An 18,012-nucleotide genomic window follows, 5' to 3' on the forward strand; every position below is an offset into this window, starting at 1 on the left:
AACATCCTCGTGTGGTTCAAGCCTTACCGCTGTTTGCGCGGTAGGGCCTCGCCATGCCTGAAGAAAACTGCGGGAGAGTCGCCATGCGTGCTGCTCAATTAAAAGCTGTTCTGCCACGGGAGCTGCTGGCTTCGGTGGTTGTGTTCCTGGTGGCGCTACCCTTGTGCATGGGTATTGCCATCGCCTCCGGCCTGCCACCGGCCAAAGGCCTGATCACCGGGATCATCGGTGGTTTGGTGGTGGGTTTCCTGGCAGGTTCCAAGCTGCAAGTCAGTGGCCCGGCCGCCGGGTTGGCGGTGCTGGTCTTCGAGTTGGTGCGCCAGCATGGCGTGGCAATGCTCGGGCCGATCCTGCTGCTGGCCGGTCTGCTGCAATTGTTGGCCGGGCGCTTTCGCCTGGGCTGCTGGTTTCGGGTCACCGCACCTGCGGTGGTGTACGGGATGCTCGCCGGTATCGGCGTGCTGATCGTGTTGTCCCAGGTCCACGTGATGCTCGACGCCGCGCCCAAGCCGTCAGGGCTGGATAACCTGGCGGCGTTCCCGGCAGCGGTGGCCCAGGCTTTGCCATCCTTTGGCTGGCAGGCCGGCCTGCTCGGGTTGTCGACGATTGCGGTGATGTGGCTGTGGGAAAAATTTCGCCCCCACAGCCTGCGCTTCATTCCTGGCGCCTTGCTTGGCGTAGGCCTGGCGACCGTCGCCAGCCTGCTGCTGGCCTTGCAGGTCAAACGCGTGGAAGTCCCCGAGAACCTCGCCGAAGCCATTGATTGGCTGCGTCCGGCCGACCTGCTGAACCTGGCCGACCCTACGCTGCTGATCGCCGCGTTCGCCGTGGCCTTCATCGCCAGCGCCGAAACCCTGCTGTCAGCAGCCGCCGTGGATCGCATGCACAGCGGTGAACGTGCGGACTTCGACCGGGAACTGTCGGCGCAAGGCATCGGCAACATGCTCTGCGGCCTGCTCGGCGCCCTGCCAATGACTGGCGTGATCGTGCGCAGCTCGGCCAACGTCCAGGCCGGAGCCACTACACGAATGTCGACGATTTTCCACGGCCTGTGGCTGTTGCTCTTCGTGCTGTTGCTGTCCAGCGTGCTGCAAAGCATTCCGGTGGCGAGCCTGGCGGGTGTGCTGGTGTACACCGGTTTCAAACTGGTGGACCTCAAGGCGTTTCGCAGCCTGGGCCGCTATGGCCGGATGCCGATGTTCACCTACGCCGCCACGGCGCTGGCGATCATCTTCACCGACCTGTTGACCGGTGTACTGATCGGTTTCGGCCTGACCCTGGCGAAACTAGCCTGGAAAGCCTCGCGCCTGAAAATCAGCCTGATCGACCTGCCCCGTGACGGTGAGATGGAACTGCGGTTGGTCGGGGCGGCAACCTTCCTCAAGGTCCCGGCGTTGACCCAAGTGCTGGGCACCATACCGACAGGCGCCACCGTGCATGTGCCGCTCAATAACCTGAGCTACATCGACCACTCGTGCCTGGAGCTGCTGGAAGAATGGGGCCGGGCGAACGCCAGCAAGGGCTCGAAACTGCTGATCGAATCCCGCGGGCTCAAGCGCCGGTTGGAAGGGCGGTTGCGGACCACCGTGGGGGTTGGCGCAGCCTCTGCCTGACCCTTCAAGTCCAAAATGGGGGAGCGCGCCTGCTCGCGATAAGGGCATCAATCCAACATGGATGTTGCCTGTGACATCGCTATCGCGAGCAGGCTCGCTCCCACAGGGGACTGGCAATGGTCGCCTTGAAATAAAACGTGTTCCGAATCCGAAGAGATTCATTTGACGCAAAAAGAACCATTTAAAATAATTTGAACCACTATTGATAAATTGGTTCCCAGGCAATAGGATGGTTACGTCTCCTCTACTTCCGAGGGGCTTTACCGGAATCATTCCCATGACTGATGCTGAAAAGGCCGAAACGGTCTCCTACACGCTGCGTAATTTGAGCAGCAGCTTGGACAAGACCATCGCTGCCGTTGCCAATACGCTTGGCAAATCGAAAAACACCTTGATCCTTGAGACGCTGGAGCGGGAGTTTTACAACTACATCTCCACTTACGCGCGGTCGAATTTGCTGGTTTCGGCGATGGATACCGAGCTGGGGAAAAAATTCGGAATCGAGATTCTTTCGGAATGGTATGAAAGTGAGCACACCATCCAATATGACCGCTACCTCAGCACCAAACTGAAGCTCGATAGCATCGATAAAGTGGATGCCGTGTTTAAAGGGAACCTTCCACTGCTCGAGCTGCGTGCCAAGCAGCTAGTCCAAAAGGGCTACATGCGACTGCCACGAGGCATTTCCTTGACGTTCGCCTTGTTCATTGAGATCGCCAAACAAGATGACGAGGCTCTGATTCACGAGATTCGCAAAGGGTTGTTTGGAATCACTAAGGATTTCTACGAGTCCTTGAACGAAATTCGGGCAGCCCTTTCGCTTCCCGCCATCAAGCCCCAATGATTCAAAAGATGCACGCAATGGCCGGTCTCTCAGGGGGGCCGACCATTCATTTATTCTTCTCCTTCCCTTTTCCAGACACACCGCATCAACCACACCACGACAGCTACGCCGCCGAGCGGAAGCAAGTTTCCCTCTCCACAAATCGCCGCATAAAGCCGCCTTTCTGCCCCAACCCCGCGCACACCTGCGCCAACAAGGGGCGATTTACGGTCAAATCTTTTGGCCATTTCGATCCCCTTTTGGCCTCTCCTGCCGTTCTCTGAAACGCCGCGCGCCGCAAGACTGTGTTCAAACGGATCAGCCTTGCGGAGAACAAAAAATGCTGACGATTTACTCGGACGATCACCACCTGCACCACGGGCGCTGCGAATTGATGGATGGGCAGTTGATGCCCTGTTTCGAGATGCCGTCCCGGGCCGATCATGTGCTGGAGCGGGTCAAGGCGCGGGCACTCGGGCCGGTGGAGGCGCCGCAGGATTTTGGCCTGGGACCGATCCAGCGTATCCACAGCCCGGCCTACCTGGAATTTTTCAAAGGTGCGTGGGATCGCTGGGCTGAGTATGGGCGCGACGGCGATTTGCTGCCTTTCACTTGGCCCGCACGGACCCTGCGCACGGTCATCCCGACAAGCCTGCACGGCCAGCTCGGCTATTACAGCTTCGACGGCGGTGCGCCGATTACCGCCGGCACGTGGCAGGCCGCCTACAGCGCCGCGCAAGTGGCCCTCACCGCCCAGGCGGATATCCAGCGCGGTGCGCGCAGTGCCTTTGCGTTGTGCCGGCCGCCAGGGCACCACGCCGCTGGCGATTTGATGGGCGGTTATTGCTACCTGAACAACGCCGCCATCGCCGCCCAGGCCTTTCTCGACCAAGGCCATAAGAAGGTCGCGATCCTCGACGTGGATTACCACCACGGCAACGGCACCCAATCGATTTTCTACGAACGCAGCGACGTGTTGTTCGCGTCGATCCACGGCCATCCGGAAGCCGAGTTTCCGTTTTTCCTGGGCTATGCGGATGAGCATGGTGAGGGCCAAGGTGAGGGCTTCAATTTCAACTACCCTTTGCCGGCCGGCTCAGGCTGGGACACCTGGAGCGCGGCGCTGGAACAGGCCTGCGGGCAAATCCAGGGCTACGACGCCGATGTCATCGTCGTGTCCCTGGGCGTGGACACTTTCAAGGACGACCCGATCTCGCAATTCAAGCTCGACAGCCCGGACTACCTGGCGATGGGCAAGCGCATCGCGGCGCTCGGCAAACCGACGCTGTTCGTGATGGAAGGCGGTTATGCGGTGGCAGAAATCGGCATCAATGCCGTGAACGTTCTTGAAGGTTTCCAAAACGCCCAATGAGGAATAACAGCATGAACAGACTCAAGCGTTTAATGGCCCCGGCCCTGTGCGCCGCGCTGCTTTGCGGCGCGGTCCAGGCCGAGGAGCGCACCTTGCGCGTCTACAACTGGTTCGACTACATCACGCCCAAGGCCCTGGACGATTTCAAGGCGCAGAACAGCCAGGTCAAGCTGGTCTACGACATCTTCGACACCAACGAGGCCCTGGAGGCCAAGCTGCTGACGGGCAATTCCGGCTATGACGTGGTGGTGCCGTCCAACGTGTTCCTGGCCAAGCAGATCGAAGCCGGGGTGTTCCAGCCCCTGGACCGCAGCAAGCTACCGAACTGGAACCACCTCGATCCCAAGCTGATGAAGCTGATCGAAGCCAACGACCCGGGTAACAAGTTCGCCGTGCCCTACATGTACGGCACCATCCTGATCGGCTTCAACCCGGACAAGATCAAGGCCGCCCTGGGTGACAACGCACCGGTGGACAGCTGGGATCTGATCTTCAAGGAAGAGAACATCAGCAAGCTCAAGCAGTGCGGCGTGGCATTGCTCGATTCGCCGTCCGAGATCCTGCCCCTGGCCCTGCAGCACTTGGGCCTGGACCCCAACAGCAAGAAGCCGGCGGACTACGCGAAGGCCGAAGCGTTGTTGATGAAGATCCGTCCGTACATCACTTATTTCCATTCGTCCAAGTACATGGCCGACATCGCCAACGGCGACATCTGCGTGGCCGTCGGTTACTCCGGCAGCTTCTCCCAGGCGGCCAACCGCGCCAAGGAAGCCAAGAACGGCGTGACGGTGGACATGCGCCTGCCCAAGGAAGGCGCACCGATCTGGTTCGACATGCTCGCCATCCCCAAAGGTGCCGCCAACCCGGGCGACGCCTACACCTTCATCAACTATCTGCTGCAACCGAAGGTGATCGCGCCAGTCAGCGATTTCGTCGGTTATCCGAACCCGAACAAGGACGCCACGGACATGGTCGACCCGGCGATCCGCAACAACCCCAACCTGTACCCGACAGAGGCGGCGATGGCCACGCTCTACACCTTGCAACCGTTGCCAAGGGACGCCGAGCGCGCGCGGACACGAGCCTGGACCCGGATCAAGTCTGGACAGTAAGTGCAGGGATGTAAGGCGGCATATACATAGTTACCACCTTCCCAGTCATACGCCCTCCTAGCATGGAAAACCCGAAGCGCTCGCTTCGGGAATTCCAAGTATCGCGAGACGGGAGACTGAGATGACACAACCCCCAACGATCACAAACGCCACGCCCTATGCCAACCCCAGGGACGCGGTACTCAACCAGTTGTTTGCGGGCCCCACCTATCCAGAGGTCGCCGCCATACTCCTGCGCGATGCCCTCAAGAAGCTGTACCCCGCGCTGAACCTCGATCCCCACACCACCGTGGTCGGCGAGCCGAACTGGGACATTGTCGACGGCGAAATCGTGGAGCGTCAGACCCGCTATGAAACCCTCAGCGACATGCTGGCGGGGCTCGCGAACGAAGGAGAACCCATTCTGCTGATCGAAGGGCTGCACTTTCTGACCCAACTGCCGCTCACAACCCCCGACGTGCATTTGCCGGTGCGCATCGACCAGATTGGCAACCTGATCAACGAGCTGGTACCCACCATGTTGACGGCCTGCCAGGAACAACAACTGGCGTACTGGAATGCTTCAGTCGGCGAATCCGGCCCACGCTGGCATGATCTCTCCAGTACATTGCGCAGAGCCTGGGACGTCAGGCAGATCAGGGGCTGGACCGCGACTGAATGCGAAATGGCCATACACCTGTTCCGCTACCCCGATCGCCAGGGCCGCAAGGACAACAACCGTTTTGACACCCACGCTTATCTGATCGACGTCGACGGCGTTAACGACGATGAAGTGACACGTTTGAATGAAAACTCGATCGTGGTGCTGATCGGCAAAATCGACAGCCAGGAGGTCATCCTCAAGTACTCGACGCTCAACGGCTACGAGAAGTTCGGCTCGCAACACGCACTGGGGCAGTCGCTCCCAGCTCATCTGGATTCGCGCGGATACAGGACCATCCGATGGCGGCTCTATGAGCCCGACGGCAACATCTTCGACCATAAGGCCTGTGGGTTGATCGCCGAGCAAATCAAGATCATCGGCGCCTCCGGCGCGAAAATCAGGGCACCCTACGAGCCCGGACAACCGCCTGCCAGCGGCCAGGACCTGGACAACGACCCGATCGAGGCCTGGTTCAAGAAGCAGGTGCCCCACTGGTTGCAGGCTGCCTCGACATCCGACCAGATCCTGTTCGCCCAGCACATGAAGAACCTGTCGATATTGACCAGTATCCACTCCGGCAGAACCTACCTGGACGGCATTCCCTCCATCAAGGACTATGCGTTGGATGCTCTGAAAAAGCAGATGCAATCGGAACACACCGACGCGTCGAGCCTCGACCTGGAACACATCCAGATCGAGATAAGGAGCCCCGTTGTCTGGGGGAGTTTCGTCGTTCCCGGCAGGATCGACACCACCCGGTTCAGCCTGGTTGAGCTGGCGCTGCAAAACCTGATTGCAATGCCCGTGGGCAACAAAACCGTCACATCGCTCGGTGACGACACGTTACCCAAGTGGCTGACTGTCGAGTACGTCGAAGATCTCATCACCACCGTCGATATCGGTCGGGTTTACCCTGAGCTGATCAGGCAAAAGCTGCTCGACGATCCCGAAGAATCATCGCTGCGCGAAGGTTTGTACACCGCCCAGTTACGCATTCAGCTGCCGATGCTGGCGCTGGAATGCAAGATCCGTGGGCAAGGCAATCTGGACGAAAGGGGCTACCGCTACATCGCGGCACTGATGGAGCCCGAAGAAGCCGATCGCAAGGTGGACGGCAAAACCATCGTCCTGCGCAAACTGGCCTTCGTACCCGAGCTGCAGGTGGGCAACTCGGAAGACGTCGTGACCAATATGTTCATCATCGGCCCCCAGGACTCGGACGCCGGCCCTTGCCTGCTCTATCGACCGATGCTGGAACCGCAATTGAGCCAATACCCGTCGTTCAGCAACCTTTTGTATACGATCAAGCAAACACCTTCCTTACGCCAATCGGTGCTGGCGTGGCTGCCCGATGGGGTCCGTGACGATTACGGCCGATTTGTTTTCCCGGACCTCCTGCCATCCCCCTGGAGCATCGTAGCGTTCGTGGCGGCCCCTTTGACGTCATTGGCCAATAGCGGCCCCGTCAGTTTGAGCGACAAGACCCTGGGGGTGGATTTCCTGCCACAGTTGTTCAAGGCCAATGCCGATGCCCTGGTCGAGTTGGCCAACCGTCAATCGGTCTCCAACAGCGAAAATCGTTGGGAGACTTTTAAACAGGCCGGTTGGCTGATTTTCAACCTGGCATTGCCTTATTTGGGGGTCACCGCGGGCACCGCGGTCTGGCTCTGGCAAATGCTGGACGATATCGACAAGTTGACGCAAAACAACGAAATGCTCGATCGCCCGGCCAAGTGGGAAGTGTTCGCGGACCTGCTGCTGAATCTCTCACTGGCGCTCATTACCCACACCCTGGACCATGCCAGGGAAACCAAGCGTGGCCGCCGGGTGGAAGCACAGGAGGTGATAAGCGAACTGGAGAGCCTGCTCAAACCCCAACATGAACTGGCTATACAAGAGCTCGCTACGCTCACGAGCAAAGCCCTGCCGGCCGAGCATTACGAGAACATTCGCTCCAGTGGCGCCTTGATGAGCCGGTCGAGAGAAAGTATGACGCTCCTTGACCCATTCAGCGTCAAAGAGCCCGAAGCGGCAGGAGATCCCCTCGCCGACGGCCCGCTCAAAGGGCTCTACGAGCACCATGGGGAGCGGTACGCAAAAATCTCAGGCAAATGGTTCAAGGTGGGCCTGAAGGAAGAGCAGGTCTCTATCGTCGATGGGAAAGATCCCACACGTACCGGCCCCCTCCTCATGGGTGACCGCAATGGCGAATGGCACATCGATACTCGCCTGCGTAAGAGTGGCCCCAGCTCCAAGACTGTCAGGCAAAAAGTCATTGCTGACGCGCAACATCGCCGGGTTGAACTGCTGACTGAACTGAACCGGTTTGAAGCCAAGAAACCGCAGAGCCAGAAACTGCTGACCATGGAATCGAGACGGATGGACGAGGCCTCGGGCCCTGCCAGGGAGACCCTGCGCGATGCGTATGTCGGTGCGTTGAAAACCCAGCGCGAGCGCTACGAAGAGGCGTTGAAGGTGCTGATCGAATGGCCCGTCTTCCAGTCGAGACCCGACTACCCCCGTACCAGGCTCGGCTATCTGAACGCGCAGGTAGACTTCACCTTCGCCGAGATGGAAGCACTGCAAGAACGCTTTAGCCCGGCCATGAGCAAAGCCAAAAGCATGATCACCTCCAGGATCCGGGTATTGGAGCAACAGCACATTGCGGCGGCCGAAAGTATGGTCAGCGTCGGCGACGACATGATTGAACGCCTGGACTACGTCGAGACGCGCTTCTCCCAACTCAAGGAGATCGGGCGCGAGGGCTTCGAATTTGTTCGACAGCACCGTAAAAAGATGCCGCTCTACACAGGCGACGACCTTCGCCTGATCAAGCTGGACATGTTCCGTCACCTCTGCCTTTCACTTGAAAGCGTCGAGTCAGTGCCCGAAGCCTGGGAAGCATTCAACCATGTCGCTGACAGTGCCACAGTGGCTTTCCAAAGCCTGCGCGATGCGATCGATGAGCGAAGCAGAATCCGCCTGGACGAGCAGATCGATGCCTTTGGCAGCCTGGCCGAACAGTTCATGGCCATCGATGAACACCTCAGCTACCTGGGTAGCGAATACAAAGACAGCGTCCGCGCGCCACAACTGGCACGCCTGCACAAGGGCATCGGCACGGTCGTAAAGCGCGCCTTGCGTCATCTGGCATCCGCCCTCGATGAAAGAAGCAACCAGCGAACCGCAGGCTCTCCTTACGAGCAACGCCCCAGGCCTCGAAAAACCTTTATCAGGGCGCGTTTCTGGGGGTTGGTCAGTGGTGAACCCCGACTATCGAAAATGATGGAAGAAACGGATTGGGTCGATGTGAAGAACCCGTTCACGGGGGAGATCATCGTCACGTTCCATCGCAAGGAAACCGGCGAATGGATACCTCACATGAGGCCCGACGCCGAGCCGGCCGCAGTGCCTGCGCTGGCTATCAGCGTCACGAAGGGCACCGACCTGATCAACGGATTGGACACGTTCAAGGCACAGTTCGATCTCGCCACAAAACAGCCGGGACAGACACCCGCGGGTATCGGGATGATCCTCAACGCCCACGCGAGCCGGATGGAGAAAGTCAGCGCTGCCATTCAAAAGGCGCTCGATCAGACCAATGGGGTTGCTTCAAACGAAACGACGGAGCTTCCTGAAGCACAACGGCAATCGGCCGAGCGCTTGCGCACTCAACTCACGACGCAATCGAAAGCCCTTTATGAGCTGGGATTCGAGACCTTATTGAATGTCATCAAACAACGCCCGCCGACCATGAGTGGCATCATCTGGCTTAAAAGCCGCAACCAGATTTCCATCACCAAGCAAAAAAGCCGGCAGCGCATCAAAAAAGCGCCCTATGGCTACCTGGACAGGTATGAGATCAAGGATCGGAAAACCAACAGAACGCTCTGGTTCGCGGATTTCCGCTACACGACCAATTGGGTGCCCGCCCATGCGTTCGTTTCAGCGCGCTTGAAAACAATCGAGCAAGCCGCTCAAGAAATCACCACCGAATCCACCGAGCTGTTTAGCCAGCGTCAACTGATCGACCATTACCGCAGTGAAATTGCCACGGACCAGGCCAGGGAGGTGTTCTTTCAAAAGAAACACACGTGAATGCGTGACAGACAACCGAGGCGCCGCAGGGCGGCGTATACATAGTTACCACCTTCCCCGTCATGCCCTTCCCTAGCATGCAATCCCCGAAGCACTCGTTTCGGGGATTGCACAAGACAGGGAAACCCAAATGACAAGAACCGTCACAACCACCACGAGCTCCGCACCCGAAGCGCGCCTTCGGGATGCGGTGCTCAATCAGATGCTCGCGGGGCCTACCTCCCCGGAAGTGGCCAGCCTACTGCTGCGCCAAGCCCTCAAAAAAATGTACCCGACGCTGGACCTTGATCCACACAACACAGTGGTCGGCGAGCCTAATTGGGACGTCGTCGACGGCAACATCGTGCAGCTTCCCACCCGTTATAAATCCCTCAGCGACATGTTGGCCGAGCGCGTGGGCGAGAGTGAATCGACCTTGCTGATCGAAGGGCAGCACTTCCTGATTCAACTGCCCCTCACCGTCCCAGAGGTGCACCTGCCGGTGCGTATCAGTCTGATCGGGCTGCTGATCAACGAACTGGTGCCCGCCATGACGTCCGCTTTCCAGGAACAACAACTGGCGTACTGGAATGCCTCACTCGGCGCCTCCGGCCCTCGTTGGCATGAGCTCTCCAGCAACCTGCGCAAGATCTGGAACGTCAGCCAGGTCCAGGGCTGGACCTCGACTGAATGCGACATGGCCAGGCAATTGTTCCTTTACCCGGACCTGCAGGACCGCAAGCACCATGACCGCTATGACACGCACGCCTATTTGATCGATATCGATGAAGTTGACGGCGATACAGTCCGTCGCGTGAACGAAAACTCGATCGTGGCATTGATCGCAAAGATCGACGGCAAAGAAGTCATCCTTATGTACTCTCTGCGCAACGGTTATGAGAAGTTCGATTCACAAGACGCGCTGGGGCAATCCCTGCCGACTCATCTGAACACCGTCAACCGCACAAAAATCCAGTGGCGGCTGTATGAGCCCGACGGCAATGTTTTCGATCACAAGGCCTGTGGGCTGATCGCTATGCAGGTCAAAGTCATCGGGGATCCCGGTTATCTGGAAGGCCTGATAGCCGACGAGAGGGAACAGGCCGATCACGACGGACCGGACCGGGGTAACGCCCCTTCCCAGGACTGGTTCGAGAAACAGACGCCCGATTGGTTGCAGGCCGCGTCGACATCCGACCAATTCCTGTTCGCCCAACACCTGAAAAACCTCTCGGCACTGGGCAGCGCCCATGCCGGCAAGACCTATCTGGACGGTATCCCCGCCATCAAGCAGTACGCCTTGAACAGGCTGAAGCAGCAGATGCTGGCCGACCACGCCGATGCCTTGACCCTCGACTTGGAAGCCATCGAGATCCAGATACGCAGTCCCGTCGTCTGGGGGACTTTCGTGGTCCCCGGCAAAATCCAAACCACTCGGTTCAGCCTCGTTGAACTGGCCTTGCAAAACCTGATTGCGCTTCCCTTGGGCGATAAAACCCTCAGGTCTGTCAATGGCCGTGCATTGCCCAAGTGGATGACGGCTAATTACATCGAGAACCTCATCACCCAAGTCGATATCGGTCGCGTTTATCCCGAGCTGATCAAAACCCAACTACTCGACGATCCGGCCGAATCAACCCGGCGCGAAAACCTGTACACCTCACAGTTGCGAATCCAGTTACCCCTGCTGGCGCTGGAGAGCAAAATCCGCAGGCTGGGGGACATCGATGAACGGGGTTACCGCTATGTCGCTGCGCTGATGGAGCCCAAGGAATCCGATCGCCAGGTCGATGGGCACCCCATCGTCCTGCGCCCACTGGCGTTCGAATCCAAGCATGCACTGAGCACCTCGGCAGACGTCGTGACCAACATGTTCGTGATCGGCCCGAAAGATCCGGATGCCGGCCCCTGCCTGCTTTATCGACCGTTGCTTGAGCCGCCGCTGTGTCAGTACCCGTCGTTCAGCAACCTGATCTACGCCATCCGGCAAACGGCCTCCTTGCGCCAATCGGTCCTGGCGTGGCTACCCGATGGGGTACGCGCCAGTTACAGCCGATTCGTTTTCCCGGACACCCTGCCTTCACCCTGGGCCATCGTGGAGTTTGCGGTCGACCCTGTATCGTCATGGCTCAATAGCGCGCCCATCGGTTTGAGCGACAAAACCCTGGGGGCTGACTTCCTGTCGCGGCTGTTCAAAGCCAATGCCGCTGCCCTGGTCGAGCTGGCCGACCGGCAATCGGTGTCCAACCGCGAAAATCGTTGGGCCACCTTCAAACAGACCGGCTGGTTGATTCTCAACCTGGCGCTGCCTTACCTGGGCACCGCCGTAGGCACCGCGGCCTGGCTCTGGCAAATTCTGGACGACCTTGAAACGTTGACCCAGAGCGACGAAGCCTCCAACCGCCAGGCCAAGTGGGAGGCCTTCGTCGACCTGCTGCTGAACATGGCCATGGCGATCACGACTCACGCCATCGACCGCGCCAGGGAAAACGCCGACAGCCGTCGACCCGAGGCGCCAGAGGTCGTGCCTGAACCGGCAAGCCCGACAAAACCTGAACTCGTGATCGAGAAGCTTGCCCCTCTAACGAACAAAAAACTGTCACCCGAGCACTATGACGCTATCCACTCCAGCGGTGCCTTGACAGACCAATCCGCCAAACGCGCCGAGCTGCTTGAATCCTTCAGCGTGAACAAACCCGAAAACGCCGAACAGCCCATGACAGAAGGCGCGCTCAAGGGGCTCTACGAGCAGGGAGGGCACTGGTACGCAAAAATGGCCAACCAGTGGTTCAACGTGACGGTGGAGGGCGAGCAGGTATCCATCGTTGATGAAAACGACCCCGCACGCACCGGCCCGCCCCTGATCAATGATGCTGAGGGCGAATGGCGTATCGACACGCGCCTGCGCTTGCGCGGCAGCGGGTCAAAGGGCGTCAGGCAAAAAGTCATCGCGGATGCGAAACGCCTCAGCACCCAACTGCTTGCCGAACTGAACCGGTTCGAGGAACGCAAAACCCAGGACCAGAAGCTGCTGACCATGAACGCCAAGGAGATGAACCAAGCCTCCGACTCTTCCAGGGAGGCCAGGCGCAACGCTTACTTGAGCACCTTGAAAACACAGCGGGAAAGCTACGAAGAAGCATTGGAGATTTTGATTCAGTGGCCCGTCTTCCAATCAAGGCCCGACGCACCTCGAGCCAGGCTCGGTTACCTGAACGCGCAGATCAACTTCACGTTCGAGGAGATAGGCACCCTGCAGGAGCGATTCACCCCGGCCCTGAGAACAGCGGTGGACATGGCCACCTCGAGCATCGAACAAGTGGAGCAAGCACACGTTGATGCCGCCGAAAACATGATCAACGTCGGTGAAGATATGATCGAGCGCCTGGATTACATGGAAACGCGCTTTTCCAGGCTGAGGAAGGTGGGGCGCGAAGGCGTTGAACTGCTGCGCAAACACCGGGCGAGAATGCCCGCCTACAAGAGCGATGCGATTCGGCTCATTCAGTTGGACATGTATCGTCACCTCTGCCTGTCACTGGAAAGCCTCAACGACCTGCCCGAAGGCTGGGCCGACATCAACCAGCTTGTCGATAACACCACCGTCGCTTTTCAAAGCCTGCATGACGCCATCAATGAACGAAGCGTGATCCGCCTGGACGAGCAGATCGATGCATTCGGCAGCCTGACGGAGCAGTTCACGGCCATCCAGGAGCACCTCCAATACGTGGGCGAGGAATACAGGGACAGCGTCCGTGTGACGGAACTCACTCGACTGGGCAAGCAGATCGGCCAGCTTAAAGAACGGGCGTTGCGCCATTTAGCACGCGCCCTCGACGAAAGAAGCAACCGGCGAAGCGAAGCCGGTCCTTACCAGGCGCGCCCCAGGCCCAGGAAAAAATTCATCCGGGCGCGCTTCTGGGGGCTGGTCAGTGGCGAACTCCGTTTAACCAAGACCCTGGAAGAAACCGATTGGCTCGATGTCAAACATCCGCTCACGGATCGAATCATCGCCACCTTCCATCGCAAGGAAACCGGCGAGTGGCTGCCCCATGTGAATACTGAGACGCCGTTGGCCGTCCCGGTGTTGGCGACCAGCATCACCAAGGGCAAGGCTCTGCTCGACGGATTGGCTGCGTTCAAGGCACAGGTCGAGCAATACACGACAAAGCCAGAGCGGTCGCCCACCGGCATCGGACTGATTCTGAACGCACACGCCAACCGGATGGAGAAAGTCGCCATCGCGATCACGAAGGGCCTGGACAATGCGTCAAACGAAACGGTTGACCTCTCGGCTGAGCAACAGCGTTTGGCGCAATCCACACGCACGGCACTCAAGAAAGCCTCGAAAACCCTTCACGACGAAAGCTTCGACACCGTACTGAATGTCATCAAACAACGCCCGCCGACCATGAGCGGCCTTCTCTGGCTCAAGAACCGAAACCAGATTTCCATCACCAAGCAAAAAAATCGGCAACGCATCAAAGGCCCTCTGCGCGGTTATCTCGACCGGTATGAGATCAAAGACCTGAAAACCAATAAGACCCTCTGGTTCGCCGATTTCCATTACTCAACGAGCTGGGTGCCGCCTCATGCGTTCGTTTCCGCGCGCTTGAGAACACCCGAGCAAGTCAATCAACGGATTGGCGTCGAATCCACCCAGACATTCAACCAGCGCCAACTGATCGAGCATTACCGCAGCGAAATCGCGGTGGATCAGGCCAAGGAAGTGTTTTTTTCCAAACAACCGTCATAACGGCGAAAACCCGGAGCATCCACAGATGCCCTGTTTCAGCCGTCAGGTTTTCCAGGCTGTCGCCAGGCCCGCCAGCGCAATGTCTATCGCCGCTGGCGGGACGGCCGCGAACCCCAGCACCAACCCGGCATGCACTTGCGACGACGTTGTAGTGGGCAGCCAATAACCACTCAAGCCATTGATCTCGACGCCCACGCTGGTCGCTTGCGCTATCAGTTCACACTCACGTTCAACGCTGTCCACCGGCACGGTGACATGCAGCCCGGCCACCACCGTGGGCATGACGCCAACGCCCGCAACCGCCTTCGGCCAGCCGCTCAGCAGCGCGTCACGCCGGGCCAGGGCGGCCCGGCGCATGCGCCTGATGTGCCGCTGGAAATGCCCGGCGGCCATGAACTCGGCCATCACCGCTTGGGTGCTGACTTCGGAGTGACGCATATCCACCGCGCGGCGGCGGGCGAAGGCGTCGACCAGGCCAGGCGGCAATACGAGATAACCCATGCGCAAGGCCGGAAACGCGACTTTGCCGAACGTGCCGACGTAAAGCACCCGCCCCTGGCGATCCAGCGCGGCCAATGGCGCCAACGGTGCGCCGCTGTAGCGGTATTCACCGTCGTAGTCGTCCTCGACGATCCAGCCGTCATTGCGTTCGGCCCAGGCTAGCAGCTCCAGCCGCCGTGCCAGGCTCATGACCACCCCGGTCGGGTATTGATGGGACGGTGTGACGTAGGCCAGCCGACAGTGGCTCAACGCACCGAGTGCCGTGCAATTCAACCCATCGCCATCAACCGGTACGCCTCTCACCTCGGCACCCGCAACAGCAAACGCATGCCCGGCGGCGCGATAGCCTGGGTTTTCCACCGCCACGATGTCACCCGGGTCCACCAGCAACTGTGCACAAAGGCTGATGCCCTGCTGCGCGCCGCTGGTGATCACAATTTGTTCAGCCGTGCAGTGCAGGCCTCGCGAACTGCGCAGGTATGCGGCGATCAGCCCACGCAAGCGCGCATCCCCCTGGGAATCGCCATAACAGAGCTGTTGCAGGTCCGGTTTGCGCCAGAAAGCCGCATTCAGCTTGGCCCAGACGTCGAAGGGGAACAGATCGAACGCTGGAATGCCGACCCGAAACGCCCTCGGTGGGCCACTGGGCGGCAGGGGCAAATGGTGCTTTTCGACCCGATCCAGCGCATCGCTGTGGATAACTTTACTGGATGGACCCACAGGTAAATCGAGCCAATCTGTGGATAAGGCTGTGGGTAAGCCTGTTGAAAACCCTGTGGATACTTTTGTGGATATGTTTTTCAGCGGCAGCGTCGTCGAGGACAGTTTCGCCACATAAGTCCCGTCACCGACCCGCCCTTCGATGAAACCCTCGGCGTAGAGCTGGTCGTAGGCGCGCACCACACTGTTGCGCGAGATCGACAGGGCCGCCGCCAGGTCACGACTGGCCGGTAGGCGCGTGCCGCTGGCCAGGCGCCCGTCCAGCACCCGTGCCCGTAAGGCCTGGTAAAGCTGGCGGCTGAGTCCCTGGCGGCGATCGAGCTCGATGCCCGCGGGGTTGAACGACAGTGGCGGCACGGCGTTGTTCATGACAGCTCCCGAAAATGGACCTGTGAAATTGGCTGAAAGTGGCTCTTACAACAGACCAATAGCCTGCCTAGGATGCTCGCATTCGCCAAGGAAAATCGTCATGTACAACCCTAAAGCCTTTGTCGTCGAAGACCTGCCCCAACTGCATGGCATGATGGGGGATTGCCGCCTGGCCGTATTGATCACGCAGGGCGAACACGGCTTGCAAGCCAGCCACTTGCCGTTGTTGCTGGACCCGCAACAAGGTCCCAACGGGAGCCTGTACGGGCACATGGCCCGGGCCAATCCGCAATGGCGCGACCTGGAAGCCGGCGCCGAAGCCCTGGTGGTCTTCAGCGGGGTCGATGCCTACGTGAGCCCGGGCTTCTACCCCAGCAAGGCCGAACACGGCAAAGTCGTGCCGACCTGGAATTACCTGGCGGTACACGCCTATGGCCGCGCCGAGGTGTTCAGCGATCCTCATCGCCTGCGCAACCTGGTCAGCGCCCTCACCGATCGCCACGAAACCGGCCGCGCCCAGCCCTGGAAAATCGATGATGCGCCGGCTGAGTACATCGACAGCATGCTCAAGGCGATCGTCGGTTTCGCCTTGCCCATCCAGCGCCTGGAAGGCAAACGCAAGCTCAACCAGAACCGCAGCCCGGCGGATGTCGCCGGCGTGCGCAACGGGCTCGCCGCCAGCCCCGATCCACAGGACCAGGCGCTCGCACGCCTGATGCCAGACCTATCATCCAAGGAGTGAACATGAGCCAAGTCGAAATCCGTCTCGTCAGCGCCGACGATCACGCTGCCTGGCTGCCGTTGTGGCAAGCCTACCTGCGGTTCTACAACACCGAGCTGCCGGACGCGGTGAGCCAGAGCACCTGGCAACGCCTGCTCGATGACCGCGAGCCAACCCACGGGGCCCTGGCCTGGAACGGCGACACGGCGGTGGGCCTGGTGCACTTCATCTATCACCGTTCGAACTGGAGCATCGAGAATTCCTGCTACCTGCAAGACTTGCTGGTGACGGAACAATGCCGTGGCACCGGCGTCGGTCGCCAGCTCATCGAATTCGTCTACCGCACCGCCAAGGCCGACGGTTGCGGCAAGGTGCACTGGCTGACCCACGAAACCAACGCCACGGCGATCCAGCTCTACGAGCGCATCGCCGAACGCCCGGGTTTCATTCAATTTCGCAAAGCCCTTTAAGGAGCACAGCATGTCGATTTCACTCGCCGATTGGAAAGGTGCCCCGGCACCGTCTACGCAACTGATCGAAGGGCGTTTCATCCGCCTGGAAAAACTCGATCCGGCGCGTCATGCCGATGGCCTGTGGCAAGCCCTCGAAGGCCCCGGCGCCGACCCGAAGCTCTGGGATTACTTGCCCTATGGGCCCTTCAAGGATCGCGGCGCTTTCGATGCCTGGCTGCAGAATCATGCGACCAATGCCGACCCGTATTTCTTCAGCGTGATCGACCGCGCCAGCGGCGATGTGCAGGGCATTCTCAGCCTGATGTCCATCGTGCCGGCCCAGGGCCGTATCGAGATCGGCCATGTGACCTTCGGTGCACCGATGCAACGCTCACCGAAAAGCACCGAGGCGGTTTATCTGCTGGCCAAGGAATCTTTCGCCCTGGGTTATCGCCGCCTGGAGTGGAAGTGCAACAACGCCAACGCCCGCTCCAGATACGCCGCCGAACGGCTGGGCTTCACCTTCGAAGGGGTGTTTCGCCAGCACATGGTGGTCAAGGGCCAGAACCGCGACACCGCGTGGTACTCGATGCTGGATTCGGAATGGCCCGCCATCGCCACCGGGTTCGAGCGCTGGTTGAGCGAGGAAAACCAGCGCGAGGACGGGCAAGTGCGCGGCTTGGTGGAGTGCCGCTCCTAGGCTGCACACAAAACCCTGTGGCGAGGGGATTTAGCGAAACGTCGCACCGCCCCGCTGGGCTGCGCAGCAGCCCTAAAGCATTGAACTCAATCTTCCTGACAGACCGAGTTGCCTGGCTTGGGGCTGCTTGCGCAGCCCAACGGGGATAAATCC

General features: G+C 59.6%; 10 protein-coding genes. 9 read left to right on the forward strand and 1 reads right to left on the reverse strand.

What is annotated here, in order from left to right:
* Positions 1–83 precede the first annotated feature (83 nt).
* From GN234_RS17785 to GN234_RS17810, 6 genes are all read left to right on the forward strand, one after another.
* The gene (locus tag GN234_RS17785; protein ID WP_176688835.1) at positions 84–1,613 is read left to right on the forward strand and encodes a SulP family inorganic anion transporter; all 1,530 of its coding nucleotides are present in this window, start codon (positions 84–86) and stop codon (positions 1,611–1,613) included.
* A 277-nt stretch (positions 1,614–1,890) separates the two neighbouring features.
* Complete coding sequence (locus GN234_RS17790; protein ID WP_109752937.1) at positions 1,891–2,457, forward strand: hypothetical protein; 567 nt, start codon at positions 1,891–1,893, stop codon at positions 2,455–2,457.
* 319 nt (positions 2,458–2,776) lie between these two features.
* Entirely contained in the window at positions 2,777–3,808 is a 1,032-nt protein-coding gene (locus tag GN234_RS17795) for a histone deacetylase family protein (RefSeq protein WP_116833859.1), read from the forward strand.
* Positions 3,809–3,819: 11 nt separating this feature from the next.
* On the forward strand, positions 3,820–4,920 hold the full coding sequence (locus tag GN234_RS17800) for a polyamine ABC transporter substrate-binding protein (RefSeq protein WP_109752935.1): 1,101 nt from the start codon (positions 3,820–3,822) through the stop codon (positions 4,918–4,920).
* Positions 4,921–5,041: 121 nt separating this feature from the next.
* Positions 5,042–9,661, forward strand: coding sequence for a dermonecrotic toxin domain-containing protein (locus GN234_RS17805; RefSeq protein WP_176688836.1), 4,620 nt, complete (start codon positions 5,042–5,044; stop codon positions 9,659–9,661).
* A 130-nt stretch (positions 9,662–9,791) separates the two neighbouring features.
* A complete protein-coding gene (locus GN234_RS17810) occupies positions 9,792–14,396 on the forward strand; it encodes a dermonecrotic toxin domain-containing protein (RefSeq protein ID WP_176688837.1) in 4,605 nt (1,534 codons plus the stop codon).
* Positions 14,397–14,438: 42 nt separating this feature from the next.
* Here GN234_RS17810 and pdxR read toward each other — a convergent pair whose 3' ends face one another.
* On the reverse strand, positions 14,439–15,986 hold the full coding sequence (gene pdxR, locus GN234_RS17815) for a MocR-like pyridoxine biosynthesis transcription factor PdxR (protein ID WP_176688838.1): 1,548 nt from the start codon (positions 15,984–15,986) through the stop codon (positions 14,439–14,441).
* A gap of 100 nt (positions 15,987–16,086) precedes the next feature.
* On the opposite strand from pdxR, the gene GN234_RS17820 reads away from it, so the two are divergent.
* From GN234_RS17820 to GN234_RS17830, 3 genes are read left to right on the forward strand one after another with little or no spacing between them, the layout of a single operon-like run.
* Positions 16,087–16,728, forward strand: a complete 642-nt coding sequence (locus GN234_RS17820; RefSeq protein ID WP_109752931.1) for an FMN-binding negative transcriptional regulator — start codon at positions 16,087–16,089, stop codon at positions 16,726–16,728.
* A gap of 2 nt (positions 16,729–16,730) precedes the next feature.
* A complete protein-coding gene (locus GN234_RS17825) occupies positions 16,731–17,177 on the forward strand; it encodes a GNAT family N-acetyltransferase (RefSeq protein WP_176688839.1) in 447 nt (148 codons plus the stop codon).
* Between the two features lie 10 nt (positions 17,178–17,187).
* Positions 17,188–17,859, forward strand: a complete 672-nt coding sequence (locus tag GN234_RS17830; RefSeq protein WP_176688840.1) for a GNAT family N-acetyltransferase — start codon at positions 17,188–17,190, stop codon at positions 17,857–17,859.
* Positions 17,860–18,012 lie beyond the last annotated feature (153 nt).

This window comes from Pseudomonas bijieensis (assembly GCF_013347965.1).
GTDB lineage: Bacteria > Pseudomonadota > Gammaproteobacteria > Pseudomonadales > Pseudomonadaceae > Aquipseudomonas > Aquipseudomonas bijieensis.

Excerpts from the sequence above, each read along its gene's own strand:
- GN234_RS17785 (WP_176688835.1), top strand. The coding sequence starts at position 84 with ATGCGTGCTGCTCAATTAAAAGCTGTTCTGCCACGGGAGCTGCTGGCT.
- GN234_RS17790 (WP_109752937.1), top strand. The coding sequence starts at position 1,891 with ATGACTGATGCTGAAAAGGCCGAAACGGTCTCCTACACGCTGCGTAAT.
- GN234_RS17795 (WP_116833859.1), top strand. The coding sequence starts at position 2,777 with ATGCTGACGATTTACTCGGACGATCACCACCTGCACCACGGGCGCTGC.
- GN234_RS17800 (WP_109752935.1), top strand. The coding sequence starts at position 3,820 with ATGAACAGACTCAAGCGTTTAATGGCCCCGGCCCTGTGCGCCGCGCTG.
- GN234_RS17805 (WP_176688836.1), top strand. The coding sequence starts at position 5,042 with ATGACACAACCCCCAACGATCACAAACGCCACGCCCTATGCCAACCCC.
- GN234_RS17810 (WP_176688837.1), top strand. The coding sequence starts at position 9,792 with ATGACAAGAACCGTCACAACCACCACGAGCTCCGCACCCGAAGCGCGC.
- pdxR (WP_176688838.1), bottom strand. The coding sequence starts at position 15,986 with ATGAACAACGCCGTGCCGCCACTGTCGTTCAACCCCGCGGGCATCGAG.
- GN234_RS17820 (WP_109752931.1), top strand. The coding sequence starts at position 16,087 with ATGTACAACCCTAAAGCCTTTGTCGTCGAAGACCTGCCCCAACTGCAT.
- GN234_RS17825 (WP_176688839.1), top strand. The coding sequence starts at position 16,731 with ATGAGCCAAGTCGAAATCCGTCTCGTCAGCGCCGACGATCACGCTGCC.
- GN234_RS17830 (WP_176688840.1), top strand. The coding sequence starts at position 17,188 with ATGTCGATTTCACTCGCCGATTGGAAAGGTGCCCCGGCACCGTCTACG.